The organism is Pedobacter zeaxanthinifaciens (assembly GCF_003313335.1).
GTDB classification, from domain to species: Bacteria; Bacteroidota; Bacteroidia; order Sphingobacteriales; family Sphingobacteriaceae; genus Pedobacter; species Pedobacter zeaxanthinifaciens.
In genome coordinates, this window is sequence record NZ_QMHP01000009.1 from 113,935 (window position 1) to 128,764 (window position 14,830).

Genomic DNA, 14,830 nt, shown 5'->3' on the forward strand with positions numbered 1-14,830 from the left:
ACAAAAGTACAAAATATTAAATTTCAACGCTCAATTTATATGCTTGTATGGCTTTAAGTAAACAGTTGGCTATCTCCGCTTGGCCTGCTTCCGAGTTCATGTAATCCTCTTCTGAAGGATTGGAAATGAAGCCAATTTCTGTAAGTACGGCCGGCATCCCTGCTCTAGCTAGTACGGCTAAGCTCTTTTCCTGAACACCTCTGTTAATACGTCCAACGCCTATGTATTGGTCTTGGATCATCTTCGCAAATTTTAAACTTTGGGTTCTAAAGGTGTTTTTCATCAAAGATAAAATAATAGCGCTTTCAGGGTCACTTGAGTCAAAACCCTCGTAGTTTTCCTTATAGTTATCTTCTAAAAAGATAGCGGCATTCTCTCTTTTAATGGCATCATCCTGTTCATCAATTCGTCCACTTCCTGATACAAACGTTTCAGTGCCTCGTGTTGATGTACTTTTAACATGCCTAGTGCTGTAAATAGGGATTTTTTTTCCTTTCTTACCTTTTTTATAACCACTAATATATCGCTGGCTATACACTGGCATATCATTACAATGGATGGAAATAAACAAATCTGCTTTTTCCTTGTTGGCTAGGCCTATGCGTTCGTAAAGCGGAATAAAAACGTCTTCTTTTCTGGTATAAACCACCTTTACATCAGGTAAGGTTTCGTTGATAAGTTTGCCTAAACGCAATGCGGTACGTAACGCAACATCTTTTTCTGTAGAATAAGCACCTCTAGTACTGCCATCTTTGCCACCGTGACCGGCATCAATCACAATTGTTTTGATTTTATATTGTTGTGCAAGTGATTGATTTACAGTTATTAATGATGAAAATACAAAAATTACTAATGCCAATATTCGTTTTGCTCTGCTCAATGGTATATTTTTCATTAATTTTGAACGTTTTGTGGTAAACATTATTGCAAAATAAACATTCACGCACAAATTTGAAACTTTTAAACAAACTCATTTTTTCCGTTTTTTTGCTTTGTTTAGCCTTTTCGGCTGATAATAAAGTGTTTGCGTCTGCAAATGAAAGTTTTTTTCAAACTGTACCTCAGCAACAAGATACTATCAAAAGAGACACCACCCGAAAGGTGATGAAAAAAAGTAGCCTTAATTCAAAGCTGGAATATTATGCGAAGGATTCAGTTGTGGTTGATCGAAAAAACGAAGTGCAATATTTGTACGGTGGCGCAAGGGTAAAGTATGAAGGTTTGGAGCTTGATGCTGAATACATCAGGTTTGATAATAAAAACAAACTTATTTTTGCTAAAGGCAGCATTAACGAAAAAGGTAAATATTTCGGCAGGCCAATTTTTAAAACAGATGAACAAGGCAGTTCCATGGCTGATTCCTTAAGCTACAATATAGAGAAGGGGAGTGGTGTTGTAAACGGTGTTTATACGGAACAAGAAGGTGGCTTCTTTTCGGGCGGCAAAACCAAAATGCAGCCTGATAACGAATTTCACGTTAAGGGTACCACTTACAGTACTTGTAATTTGCCCCATCCGCACTTTGGTATTCATATTAGTAAAGGTATTGCTACGGAGAATTATATCATTGCTGGCCCTGTTTACATGAAGTTTGAGGATATCCCGATGCCACTAGGTTTACCATTCCTGTTTTTTCCTAAACCTAATAAAAAAGCTTCGGGATTTATTTTGCCTACCCCAGGAGAAGATGCGACCAAAGGTTTTTCGCTTTTAGGCGGCGGTTATTACTTGGCTTTTAATGATTACATGGATGCTAGGTTGCTTTCCAACTTTTACACCAATGGTTCTTATGATTTAAACTTGGTTTCTAACTATACCAAGCGTTACAAATACAATGGTAATATTAACCTAACTTATTCCAGCACTCGTAACGGTTTGGAGGGGACGCCCGAATATGCTCCTAGGAAAACTTTTATGATTGGTTGGAGCCATAGTCAAGGAGCAAACGCTCGTCCGGGTACTACTTTTAGTGCTTCGGTAAATGCTGGTTCAAGCGCACACAATCAAATTACTGCAGGTAATGGAAGTTATGATCCCACTCGTTTCCTACAAAACTCATTGAATTCGAGTATTTCTTATGGTAAAGTTTTTGGTGACGGGTTATTTAATTTTACCTCGGCTTTAACGCACTCGCAAGAAACGCAAAATAGGACCATCAGTTTAACCTTACCTAACGTGAGTTTAAACATGTCAACTATCAGCCCATTTGATTCGAAAAAGAGAGTTGGCGAAGCTAAATGGTATCAAAAATTAACTTTAGGTTATAGCATGAATGCTACTAACACGGTTAATACCACTGAAGATCTTTTATTTACAAAAGGTGGGTTCAACAGGTTTACCAATAGCGTTGATCATAACATCCCTATCAGCTTACCTTTTACAGTGGCAAAGTATTTTAACTTCTCTTCTAGTTTTACTTATAATGAAAAATGGGATTTTAAAACTATCCGAAACAAATACCTACGTACAGAAACTGGAACAACTCAAGTTTTAACTGATACTGTCAATGGTTTCAAACGCGGTGGTCAGTATAGCTTGGGTACGAATGTGTCTACCAAGATATACGGTATCAAACAATTTAAAGGCGATGGCGCTATTAGGGCTATGCGCCACGTGATGACACCAAATATTGGCTTTACCTATAAGCCCGATTTTTCAGCTAAAAAATATGGTTACTTCGAGCCTCAACAATATTATACCAACGATTTAAGACCTGGAAAAAGCCAACCTATATCAGGTGCTTATGTGTTGGATAATTTAGGTAATCCATTAAAATATTCTATTTTTCCTAATGGCGGCCCTTCCGCGGGTGAGCAAGCCAGTATAAATTTCTCTGTGGATAATAATGTAGAGTTAAAAGTTAGGAATAAAAAAGATACAACAGGAACAGGCGAAAGAAAGCTTGCAATTTTACAGGGCTTAACTTTTTCAAGTTCATACAATTTTGTAGAATCAAATAAGAGATATTTAGCGCCAATTAATTTTAGTGGTCGTTCGCAGTTTACGGAAAAATTGGGGATTAATTTTAGCGGTGCTTTTAGTCCGTATTTAATAGAATCTTACAACGAAGTAATTGGAGGAACGGGAACGGCACAAACCATAACTACATTGTATCGTGAATCAAATCGTTATGTTTGGAGTGCAGGTAAATTGCCACGTTTAACCACCTTTAGCTTTTCTTTCGACTATAGTTTAAATCCAGAAGCTTTTAAAAAGAGAAACGAAAATATAGATAATATCAACAAGCAAACCCCTTCATCTTCACGTACTCAAGAGCAAATAGATGCTTTAAACGCCATAAGTCGTGATCCAAATGCTTTTGTTGATTTTAACATCCCTTGGAACTTCTCTTTTTCTTACAGTTTCAATTACAGCAATCCATTAGGTAGGCCAGAATCACGTAACGTTAACAATACACTTAATTTTAGTGGCGATTTCAATTTAACTCCCAAGTGGAAAATTCAGTATACCTCGGGATACGATTTTAAGGCTAAAAATCTTTCTCAAACTAATTTTTCTATTTACAGAGATTTACACTGTTGGGATTTGAGTGCTACTTGGGTTCCATTTGGTGCCTATCAGAGTTATTCGATAGATATTAAGGTGAAAGCTTCTGTTTTACAGGATTTGAAATTGAGCAAGCGTAAAGGTTTTTATACTCGATATTAGTAACTGGGGGCTAGTGGTCAGGTATCAGTGGCCAGGTATCAGGTATCAGTGGCCAGATGCTAGAGATTAGGTGTTACGAGCTGGTATTAATTATTAGCAAGTGAGAAAGTTAAATTTTAATTTTAAAGATTTAGAAGGGGCGCTGTTGCACACTGACCACTGATCCCTAACTACCTACAACTAAACTCAAATATGTTCGCAGAAATTATAACCATTGGTGATGAAATTTTAATCGGTCAAATTGTAGATACAAATTCTGCTTGGATGGCCGTAGAGCTTAACAAGATTGGTGTAAAAGTAAAGCAGATTACCTCAATTTCGGATGATGCCGAACATATCGTAGCTGCTTTGGATCAGGCTCAACGACGAGCAGATTTAATTCTAATTACTGGTGGCTTAGGGCCTACGAAGGACGATATCACTAAGCATACTTTAGCGAAGTACTTTAATATGCCGCTCCGAATGGACGAAGCGACACTGGCGCACGTAAAGCAGTTTTTTGAAAAACTCAATCGGCCGATGATTGAGTCGAACATAAAACAAGCTGAAGTTCCTGACGGTTGCACGGTAATCATGAACAAAAATGGTACAGCGCCCTGTATGTGGTTTGAGCATCATGGTAAAATTATCGTATCCATGCCAGGTGTACCTTTTGAAATGAAGTATTTGATGGAAGATGAAATTATTCCTCGGATAACACGCACCTTTCAATTGCCTTTTATCGTTCATCAAACTATACTAACGGCTGGGTTGGGAGAGTCTTTCTTAGCACAGCAAATTCAAGATATTGAAGAAAGTCTTCCATCACATATCAAATTGGCGTACTTGCCAAAATTAGGTTTAGTGCGGTTGAGACTGAGTGCCTCTGGACTTAATGAATTAGCACTTAAGGAAGAGGTTTTAACTTACACGCACCAGATTGTAGAACGTGTTGGCAAACATGTTGTTTTAACGGAAGATATCGCTTTCGAAAAAGCTATTATGGATTTAATGGCCAGACATGGACTAACGCTTTCTTTAGCGGAAAGTTGCACAGGAGGCTATTTAGCACATTTGTTTACGCAACATGCAGGTTCATCAGTGGTATTTCAAGGCGGTGCAGTTACTTACTCCAATGCGCTAAAACAGGCCGTATTGGGAGTGCAAGAGCAGACACTAATTGATCTTGGAGCGGTGAGCGAGCAAACAGCTAAGGAAATGGCTTTGGGCGCAGTTAGGAATTTTAAAACTGATTACGCCATTGCTGTCACTGGTGTAGCTGGTCCGGGCGGTGGCACTACCGAAAAACCCGTTGGCATGGTTTGGATAGCCGTAGCAAGTAAAACAATGGTTAAAGCTAAAATGTATCAATTTGCCAGTCAGCGTTTGCAAAATATTGAACGCTCTGCCATGGCCGCAATGATGATGCTTTTTTTACAATTGAAAGCTGATTTAGAAGCGTAATGAGCTTAACTTGCTAAAACATTTGAAGCTTAAATTGTTATCATTATCCAATAGAAATTAATTGAGGTTTAAACCCGTCATTAAAAACTGAGAACACATAACTCTTTCGTGTTCTTGGTGGATTTTAGTATTTTTGCTGGCGAAACCGAATTTACATAACCAAAAAATAGATATGGCTCAATACGAATTGTTATTGCCTAAAATGGGGGAAAGTGTTGCAGAAGCAACGATCATCAAATGGACTAAGCAGCCAGGCGACCAAATAAAATTGGACGATACCATTTTAGAGATTGCTACAGATAAAGTAGATTCAGAGGTGCCTTCGCCGGTTGAAGGTAAATTGGTTAAACAGCTCTTTAGTGCAGATGAGGTTGTGCAAGTTGGTACTGTAATTGCCATTATTGAAACTGATGTAGCAAGCACTGACGCTCCTGCGGTAACTGAAAATAAAGTAGAAGAGATCAAAGAAACTGCCGCTGTAGAAGAAATTCCGGGCATCAGCCAAATTAGCCATCAACCTCAAGAAACATCGCAAGCTCAACCAGACTTTAAGGCTTCTGAAAGGTTTTATTCGCCTTTGGTAAAAAATATTGCAAAAGAGGAAGGCATTTCTGTTGACGAACTTGATAATATCAAAGGTTCAGGTGCTGAAGGTAGATTGACGAAAGAAGATTTGTTGGCTTATGTGCAGCAGAAAAAAGGATCTTCATCACGCATTAGCGAAACGGTTGTGCAAGCTAGGGCCGAAGTAAATAGACCTGCGGAACAAAAAGTAGCTCAACCTGCCAGTGCACCGGTTGCAACTAGCGTTACTGGTGGCGATGAAATTATTGAAATGGACAGGATGCGTAAGCTAATTGCCGATCACATGGTGATGAGCAAGCATACTTCGCCTCACGTCACTTCATTTGTTGAAGCTGATGTCACCAATTTAGTGCTTTGGCGTAACAAGGTGAAGAAAACTTTTGAGCAACGTGAGAATGAAAAAATTACTTTTACGCCGATTTTTGTAGAGGCGGTAGCTAAGGCAATTAAAGATTTTCCAATGATCAATGTTTCGGTTAACGGAACGCAAATCATTAAAAAGAAAGATATCAATATTGGCATGGCAGCAGCTTTGCCTTCAGGTAATTTAATTGTTCCGGTAATTAAAAATGCCGATCAGTTGAACTTATTGGGCCTTACCAAATCAGTTAACGATTTAGCTAATAGAGCCAGGGCATCAAAGTTAAAACCTGATGAAACCCAAAATGGTACGTTTACTTTAACTAATGTAGGTTCTTTTGGCAATGTAATGGGTACACCAATTATCAATCAGCCGCAGGTAGCAATTTTAGCAGTTGGTGCCATTAAAAAGAAACCTGCAGTTTTAGAAACCGAACACGGTGACGTGATTGCTATTAGACACATGATGTTCCTTTCGCTATCATACGATCATAGGGTAGTTGATGGCTCTTTAGGTGGTTCTTTTGTGCGTAGGGTAGCGGATTACCTTGAAAATTGGGATATCAATAGGGAAATATCTTAATGCAGACTTCTATTTGAATGATATATCACGAGGCTTCACAATTTTTGTGGGAGCTTTTTTGTTCAGTAAAAAAACTTTAAAAAGTAAAAGCCCAGACATCCATCTGGGCATTTTACTATCAAAACAAAACAATATAAAATATTTAATTCACAAGTATTTCTTCTTGAGCAACTGTCTTAACTAAATCTTCAGTGTAAATAATGCGACCAGTATGGGCAACAAATACATCTTTGTTAGTTAGTATTTCTTTGTTTTCAAGTAGGTTTTTAAGTGTAACTACCCCAATCACGTATTTGTAATCGTTGCGGGTAAAACGCTCCGAAATACTTTCTAATCCTATTTTCTCCACGGTGTATTCGTGTGCATAACGCAGATATATTTCAAGTTTAACCTTGTCTGTATGCACAAGACCATTTTGTTGATGGTATTTTTTGTACTCGTATCTGTAGTCGTAGCGCAATGCCGCAATGTCTGATAAAACTGCCGCTCCTGTTGGGTGGCCTCCAGCGCCTTTGCCGAAAAAGAACTGTTGATCAGCAAAAGCAGCCTGCACCGTTACGCCATTGTACTCGTTTTCAACGTTGTAAAGGAAATCATCGTTTTTTACAAATTTAGGCAATACAAAAGTGATGATTTGCTGGGTGCTAATTTTACGTGCCGTTGGCACTAATTTAATTTTGTAATTTTTCTCCTTTGCATATTGGATATCGGCATCATTTAAATTTTGAATACCAATGTTCAATAGCTTATCAGGATTTAAAAACAGCCCGTAAGCATGTGCCGTGGCAATGGTAAGCTTAAATTTAGGGTCATAACCTCCAACGTCTAAAATTGGGTTAGTTTCGGCAAAGCCTAAATCTTGTGCCTCTTTTAATGCTGATTGATAACTTGCACCCTCGTTAAATATTTTAGAAAGGATGTAATTAGATGAGCCATTGAAAATACCACTGATGCCATGTAGCAATTCATTGTCGTAATATTCTTCCAAATTTCTGATGATTGGAATACTGCCGCAAACTGCTCCTTCGTAAAGTAAAGAAGTGCCGAATTTTTCCTGCAGCTGCACCAATTCTTCCAAATGATTGGCAATCATTTTTTTATTGGCCGATACTACATTTTTTCCGCTACTTAACGCTTTTTTTGCGATGTGGTAGGCTACCTCAGCGTCATCAATTAGCTCAACAATGGTATTAATTTCCGGATTATCCAAAATCTCGTCATGAGATGTGGTAAATAAATGTGCATCTAAAGTCCTGCGTTTTTCAGGGTTTTTAATTGCTATTTTAACGATTTCTAGATTTAGATTTTGAGCTTTGATGATATCATGTAAACCTTGGCCAACAACGCCAAATCCAAATAATCCTATTTTAAGTTTCTTACTCATGTTTTTATGGTGTTGCGATAAACGTATTGCGACGCGTTGCTTTATCCACCACGCCCATTACTTTTCGCCCTTTTTTACTTTTAACTTTCTACTTTTAACTTGTTAAGCGGTATGCTGTAGTTTAATAACCTTTTTATTGTTAGCCGCATGCTCTTTTAAAAAATTGCCGATGATGTTGGTAAGCTTATCAGTTTCAATTAAAAACCCATCATGGCCGTAAGCACATTTTATGCTGGCAAATTGAGCATCGTTAATGTGATTTGCTAAGAACTGCTGTTCGGTGATAGGAAATAGCACATCGTTTTCAATTCCAATTACTAAGGTATTAGCTTTCACTAGCTTAAGCGCATCAGCTATGCTTTTCCTACCTCTACCTACATTATGGCTATCCATCGCTTTGCTTAAATACCAATAACTGTAGGCGTTAAAGCGCTTGCAAAGTTTTTCTCCTTGATAGTTTTGGTATGATGAAGCTCTAAAATCTGTCGTTTTATCGTTTGAGCTTTCTAGTTGAGTTTCATTGTAAGCCTCGTAAGTTCTGTAAGAGAGTAAGGCAATGCTTCTCGCTGTTTTCAATCCTTTTAAACCGCCGTCTGGTTTGTTAGCAAAAAACGTTCTATCGGTGGCAATGGCCAAACGCTGACTTTCGTTAAATGCAATTCCCCAGGGCGAGTGTACCGCATTTGTTGCCACCAAAATCAAATTTTCAATTTCTGTTTTGCCATTGATAGACCATTCCAAGGCCTGCTGACCACCTAACGAACCGCCAATTAAAGCTTTGATTTGTTTAATACCCAAATGTTCTGCCAATAACTGATGAATGGCGGCTAAATCTCTGATACTGAACTCCGGAAAAGCCAAGTAGTAAGGTTGCCCGGTGGTAGGGTTGTTGCTTAATGGGTTGGTAGTGCCATAATTAGAGCCTAAAACATTAGCACACACAATAAAATGTTGTTCAGGATTAAACAAATCATTAGTGCCAAATAAGCCTTTCCACCAATCTAACACATCAGCGTTGGCGGTAAGTGCATGACAGGCCCAAACTACATTATCTTTTTTGGCATTTAGCGTGCCATAGGTTTGATAAGCAATTTCGAGGTTACGAAGCTTTTTACCGCTTTCTAACTTGAATACTTTTGGATATTTATAGGTGTTAGACATGTTTAAAAGTTGGAATCTTGTAAGGTTGCTGATTAAAAACTGTTAACTAAGTAGCGAAAAAGCTTGTTCAAAATCGGCTTTGATATCATCTATATGTTCAATACCAACCGAAACCCTCAAAAGGTTAGGACTTACGCCTGCGGCTAGCTGCTCCGCATTAGACAGTTGTTGGTGTGTAGTAGCTGAAGGTTGAATAATCAGTGTTTTTGCATCGCCAACATTAGCCAAATGACTTACCAATTTTAGGTTGTCCACTAAGTTGGTTGCGTTTTCTTTACTGCCTTTCAATTCGAAGCTAAGTACCGCTCCAAAACCGTTTGATAAATATTTTTTCGCATTGGCGTGATATGGGCTGCTTTCTAAGCCTGGGTAGTTTACTTTCGCAACTGCGGGATGAGTTTCTAGCCATTTTGCCAAAGCTAAAGCATTCTCAACGTGGCGCTGTACGCGTAGTGATAAGGTTTCTAGGCCCTGTAGCAACAAAAATGAGTTAAATGGCGATTGCGATGCTCCAAAATCTCTCAATCCTTCTACTCTGGCTCTGATAATGAATTGAATGTTGCCGAAAGGACCATTTTGTCCAAAAACATCATTGAAAACCAAGCCATGATAGCCTTCAGAAGGTTCGGTAAACTGTACAAATTTGCCGTTGCCCCAGTTGTAATTTCCGCCATCTACAATTACGCCACCTATGCTAGTGCCATGTCCGCCAATCCATTTAGTGGCTGATTGTACCACTACGTTTGCGCCATGTTCTAATGGTTTAAATAGATATCCAGCTGCGCCGAAAGTATTATCTACAATAAGAGGAAGCTCATGCTTTTTAGCGATAGCAGCAATCTTTTCAAAGTCAAGTACTGAAAATGATGGATTGCCAATGGTTTCCACGTAAATTGCTTTGGTATTCTCATCTATTTTAGCTTCGAAATCAGTAGGTTGGTCAGCATCAGCAAATTTAACTGTGATACCCAAACGCTTAAAAGCTACTTTGAATTGGTTGTAAGAACCACCGTACAAATGGCTTGAGGATACAAAATTATCTCCAGCCTGTAAGATGTTATTTAAGGCGATGAATTGTGCCGCTTGGCCTGATGACACCGCTAAAGCCGCCACGCCACCTTCAAGCGCTGCAATGCGTTTTTCGAACACGTCGGTAGTTGGGTTCATGATACGGGTATAGATGTTCCCAAATTCTTTTAGTGCAAATAAATTGGCACCATGTTCAGAGTTTTTGAATCCGTAAGAAGTGGTCTGGTAAATTGGTACTGCTCTTGAACCTGTTGCTGGATCTATTTCTTGTCCTGCGTGTACTTGTAATGTTTCGAATTTATGTTGAGTTGACATTTGATCTATGGTTTTTTGATTTAGAATTTCGATTTGCTTTTAGCCTAGTTTTTAGGCATAACTGATGTTGCGTACCCTATTTTGGTAGGGCCTTCCTAATTGTTAGAAAATTACAAGTGGAAGATTTTTGATTTTAGTACATGCAAATGCACATACAAATCATCAACTGCATGGCAACGCAATTGCTAATTCCGAAATCGAAAAAAGGAGTTCTGTCTACCTGCTTAGGAAATGTACTGTCTAAAGAAATTGAATTAATTAGTTTCATCTTATTAATTTATATCTCCAAAATGCACCATGCTTTTTGGTCAGGAATTGGCACCTTCTCTTTTTGAGGGTTGCCAGTGGGTCTGTGAGCCTGTCTCTCGCCACTTCTTTATAAATCAATAGCCTAAATTGGGTATTGACTTTTATTTGGTTCTCCAAATAATGTTTCAAATGTAAGATGTTTTTTGTTTTGTTGCAAAATAAAATTCTGATAATTTTTTAATTATTTGTTTTTCAGTTATTTGTGTTTTGTGTTTTGTGTTTTGATGGGAAGTGCTGTTATGGTAGTCCACAGAGTGAGATTGATGACACATTAACGGTCAAAAAAGACACTATGATGTATTTATTCGGTATTGTCGGGAAAATAAAATACTAACTTTGTAGACTAACTATATATTGAACGTTTTGAATACCGATTTTTTAAATAGCATCATACAGCGACAAAATCAGCAACAGGTGGTACCATCTAATGAAATGATTGCCAACTGGGCACAATCCTTACTTAATTTGATTTTTCCAGAGCGTAGTGCCTCTACAAATCATACACAGGAAGTGCTTCAAGGTGTATTTTTTGAGTTAAAAGAAGAATTGCAGCATATTTTACGCTCCACTAAAGATTGCCATAACAGTCGAGAAAAACTTATCGCCGATTCTTTTTTTGAGGTTTTGCCAGAAGTTCACAGAAAGCTAAATACCGACTTGCTAGCGATTGTACAAGGTGACCCTGCGGCCAAAAGTGAGTTCGAAATCATTAGATGCTATCCCGGTTTTTTTGCTATTGCCATGTATCGCTTTGCGCATGAGCTTTACTTGCTTGATGTACCTCACATTCCTCGTATCATTACCGAGGCGGCGCATTCCTTAACGGGTATCGATATCCATCCGGCAGCAAAAATTGGCGAATATTTGTACATAGACCATGGTACAGGGTTGGTGATTGGAGAAACTACCATCATTGGAAACCATGTGAAACTTTATCAAGGGGTTACGTTGGGTGCCTTAAGTGTTGATAAAAACCAATCGAATACCAAAAGACACCCAACTATTGGCAACCACGTTATCATTTATTCGGGGGCCACAATTTTAGGTGGAGATACTTTGATAGGAGATCACAGCATTATTGGAGGAAATGTTTGGTTAACTAAAAGCATCCCCGCAGGTTCTACCGTTTACCACCAGGCTGAGGTTACCATTAAAGAAAATAAGAAGGACTGAACCAGCTACAAACAGTATGACCGCTTTTCCAAACTGTAGGAGCGGGCTGTATGTTGAATTACGGATAAAAATAGGCAGAAATGAAAACAATTATTGATTGCATAGGAAATACGCCACTGGCGGAAATTAGATACTTGAACAACAACCCGAACGTTAAAATTTATGCTAAGTTGGAGGGAAATAATCCAGGTGGTAGCGTAAAAGATAGGGCAGCTTTGAACATGATCAGAAGCGCTATGGAACGCGGCGAAGTGGATAAAAACACTAAATTAATTGAAGCCACCAGTGGAAATACTGGAATAGCCTTAGCAATGATTGCTTCTATTTATGGTATTGACATTGAATTGGTAATGCCAGCAAGTTCAACAAGGGAGCGCACCTTAACTATGGAAGCATTTGGTGCAAAGGTAACTTTATTGGAATCTATTGAGGTTTGTAGAGATTATGCTGAGGAAAAGGGAACACAACCTGATTATTTCCTATTAAACCAGTTTGCCAACCCAGACAACTATTTGGCACACTATAAAACCACTGGTCCCGAAATTTGGAACGACACTAACGGCGCTATTACACATTTTGTAAGTAGCATGGGTACTACGGGGAGTATCATGGGTAATTCTAGGTATTTGAAGGAGAAAAATCCAGCCATTCAAATTGTTGGATGCCAACCTACGGAAGAGTCGTCCATCCCAGGAATTAGAAGGTGGCCGGTTGCTTATCTTCCTAAAATTTACGAACCGGAACGGGTAGACCGAATTATGGATGTTTCTCAGCAAGATGCCACCTTAGCCGCTAGAGCATTGGCTCGTAAAGAAGGTATTTTTGCAGGAATGAGTAGCGGCGGGGCTTTGCATTGTGCATTGCAGCTGGCTAACGAATTAGAAAGCGGACTGATTGTTTTTATCACCTGCGATAGGGGTGATAGGTATTTGAGCAGCGACTTGTTCGGTTAAGTGCGATCACTGTGGAGTTTAAAATCAAATGCCGATTCATCCAATCGGCATTTGATTTTTATAACGATTAAATTGCTTTGGTCATCTCTTTTAGGAAGGCTTTTTCATCCTCATTCAGTAGAGGGCTAACCTTGTCATAAACCTGCTGATGATAATTGTTTAACCAATTGATATGTGAAGTTTCAAGCAGTTCTTTCTTAACTAGCGTAGTATCAATAGGAGCCAAGGTTAAGCTTTCAAAGGCATAAAACTCATTGAATTCGTTGCTTTCATCTTTCACTGTTAAAACTAAATTTTCAATACGTATGCCATGTTTGCCAATGCGGTAAATGCCAGGTTCAATAGAAGTAATGGTGCCTAACTCAACTGGTATTGGCGTAGCCGAAGCGTTGAAAATATGCGGTCCTTCGTGTACGTTGAGGTAGTAGCCTACTCCGTGACCTGTACCGTGGCCGTAGTTTAAAGCATAATCCCACATCGGACTTCTTGTGATTGCATCAATTTGATAGCCGCAAGTTCCTTTAGGGAAACGGGCTTTACAGCCTTCAATCATGGCTTTAAGCACTAAGGTGTAATCTGTACTTTCTTCATCCGTATTATTTCCCATTGGCATCACCCTAGTAATGTCAGTAGTTCCGTATTGATACTGACCGCCTGAATCTACTAAAAACAAACCATCAGCTTTAATGGATACGTTGCTTTCTGGTGTTGCAGCGTAATGAGGCAAAGCGCCATGAGCTTTATATCCAGCAATGGTGTTAAAGCTTTCGCCAACAAATCCATCCTGCTCTGCTCTAAAGTTTTTCAACACCTCAGCTGCCGAAAGTTCGGTGATTTCTATTTTGCCAATATTCTCTTTTACCCATTTAAAAAACTTAGTCATTGCCGCACCGTCTTTAGCCATCGCTTTGCGGGTGTTGGCAATTTCTACTTCGTTTTTAATCGCTTTTAAATAAGTAGATGGGTTGGTTTCGAGGATTTTTTTAACGCCGTTTGCCACCTGTTTGTACATGAAATAGCAATTGCGTTTAGGATCAATTAAAATGCTGCTTGAAGGTGGTAAAGCCTGTAAAGCCGAAGCTAAACCATCGTATGGTAACATTTCCACCCCTTGATTTTGCAATTTTTGCTGATCTTCAAATGAGAGCTTATTTTTATCGATGTAAATTTTTACTGCATCTTCGCTAATTAAGGCAAAGCTCAATACTACAGGGTTATAGCCAACATCTTGTCCCCTCAAATTAAAAATCCAGGCCATATCATCAAGAGATGACACCAAATGAAAATTAGCACGTTGTTTAGCTAAAGATTTTCTTATCGCTGCAAGCTTGCTTTCTACTGATTGCCCAACTACTTCTTCTGAAAGTAAAAATGCCGGCTCAGCAGGTAAAGCTGGTCTGTCTTTCCAAATTTGACCAACATAATCACTATGCAAAAAGCGGATATCTTTAAATGCCAATTGTTGTTCTAATTGTAAGCCCAACAAAACTGAAACTGTTTTCTCATCGAAAGCAATTTTACTGCCTTGCGGAAGTTGCTCCCCAAGCCATTCAATATACTCAGGCATGCCTTGAGCTTTTAGTTTCACTAACTCAAAACCACTTCCTTTTAATTGCTCTTCGGCTTGTACGAAATATCTCGAATCAGTCCATAAGCCTGCAAAATCTTGCGTAATTACCACCGTACTTACCGAGCCGGTAAATCCGGTAACAAAAGGAATGCTTTTATAAAAATCTGGTAGGTACTCGCTAATATGTGGGTCTGCAGATGGAATGATATAGGCATCTACACCATCGTTTTTCATTAATTCACGAATGGCAGCTAACTTTTCTAGGTGTGTCATTTTATTTGTTAATATGTTAGTGC

General features: G+C 38.8%; 11 protein-coding genes and 1 riboswitch. Of the genes, 5 read left to right on the forward strand and 6 right to left on the reverse strand.

Annotated elements, in window-relative coordinates; genetic code table 11:
* Window positions 1–16: 16 nt before the first annotated feature.
* Window positions 17–895, reverse strand: coding sequence for an N-acetylmuramoyl-L-alanine amidase family protein (locus DUT68_RS14155; protein WP_237088344.1), 879 nt, complete (start codon window positions 893–895; stop codon window positions 17–19).
* A gap of 209 nt (window positions 896–1,104) precedes the next feature.
* Here DUT68_RS14155 and DUT68_RS14160 point away from each other — a divergent pair, with 209 nt between their 5' ends.
* The 3 genes from DUT68_RS14160 to DUT68_RS14170 all read left to right on the forward strand — a co-directional run bounded on the left by DUT68_RS14160 (window position 1,105) and on the right by DUT68_RS14170 (window position 6,640).
* On the forward strand, window positions 1,105–3,669 hold the full coding sequence (locus DUT68_RS14160) for a putative LPS assembly protein LptD (protein WP_237088345.1): 2,565 nt from the start codon (window positions 1,105–1,107) through the stop codon (window positions 3,667–3,669).
* A gap of 192 nt (window positions 3,670–3,861) precedes the next feature.
* Window positions 3,862–5,112 (forward strand): competence/damage-inducible protein A, encoded by a 1,251-nt coding sequence (locus DUT68_RS14165; RefSeq protein ID WP_113638869.1) that lies wholly within the window; start codon window positions 3,862–3,864, stop codon window positions 5,110–5,112.
* Between the two features lie 172 nt (window positions 5,113–5,284).
* Window positions 5,285–6,640 (forward strand): dihydrolipoamide acetyltransferase family protein, encoded by a 1,356-nt coding sequence (locus DUT68_RS14170; RefSeq protein ID WP_113638870.1) that lies wholly within the window; start codon window positions 5,285–5,287, stop codon window positions 6,638–6,640.
* Window positions 6,641–6,782: 142 nt separating this feature from the next.
* Here DUT68_RS14170 and DUT68_RS14175 read toward each other — a convergent pair whose 3' ends face one another.
* From DUT68_RS14175 to DUT68_RS18615, 4 genes are all read right to left on the reverse strand, one after another.
* Window positions 6,783–8,024 carry a homoserine dehydrogenase gene (locus tag DUT68_RS14175; protein WP_113638871.1) on the reverse strand — a complete coding sequence of 414 codons (1,242 nt, stop codon included), beginning with the start codon at window positions 8,022–8,024 and terminating at the stop codon, window positions 6,783–6,785.
* Window positions 8,025–8,126: 102 nt separating this feature from the next.
* Window positions 8,127–9,185 (reverse strand): homoserine O-acetyltransferase family protein, encoded by a 1,059-nt coding sequence (locus tag DUT68_RS14180; protein ID WP_113638872.1) that lies wholly within the window; start codon window positions 9,183–9,185, stop codon window positions 8,127–8,129.
* A 42-nt stretch (window positions 9,186–9,227) separates the two neighbouring features.
* Window positions 9,228–10,529: an O-acetylhomoserine aminocarboxypropyltransferase/cysteine synthase family protein gene (locus tag DUT68_RS14185; RefSeq protein ID WP_113638873.1), complete on the reverse strand. Its 1,302-nt coding sequence runs from the start codon at window positions 10,527–10,529 to the stop codon at window positions 9,228–9,230.
* Between the two features lie 133 nt (window positions 10,530–10,662).
* Window positions 10,663–10,797 (reverse strand): hypothetical protein, encoded by a 135-nt coding sequence (locus tag DUT68_RS18615; protein ID WP_262510304.1) that lies wholly within the window; start codon window positions 10,795–10,797, stop codon window positions 10,663–10,665.
* Between the two features lie 6 nt (window positions 10,798–10,803).
* A riboswitch (SAM riboswitch) is annotated at window positions 10,804–10,914 on the reverse strand.
* A gap of 287 nt (window positions 10,915–11,201) precedes the next feature.
* Between DUT68_RS18615 and epsC the strand changes: the two genes are divergently transcribed.
* Window positions 11,202–12,011, forward strand: a complete 810-nt coding sequence (gene epsC / locus DUT68_RS14190) for a serine O-acetyltransferase EpsC (protein ID WP_237088346.1) — start codon at window positions 11,202–11,204, stop codon at window positions 12,009–12,011.
* Window positions 12,012–12,091: 80 nt separating this feature from the next.
* Window positions 12,092–12,964 carry a cysteine synthase CysM gene (gene cysM / locus DUT68_RS14195; RefSeq protein ID WP_113638874.1) on the forward strand — a complete coding sequence of 291 codons (873 nt, stop codon included), beginning with the start codon at window positions 12,092–12,094 and terminating at the stop codon, window positions 12,962–12,964.
* Between the two features lie 67 nt (window positions 12,965–13,031).
* Here the strand turns inward: cysM and DUT68_RS14200 are convergent, their stop codons facing one another.
* A complete protein-coding gene (locus DUT68_RS14200) occupies window positions 13,032–14,807 on the reverse strand; it encodes an aminopeptidase P family protein (protein WP_113638875.1) in 1,776 nt (591 codons plus the stop codon).
* Between the last annotated feature and the right edge of the window lie 23 nt (window positions 14,808–14,830).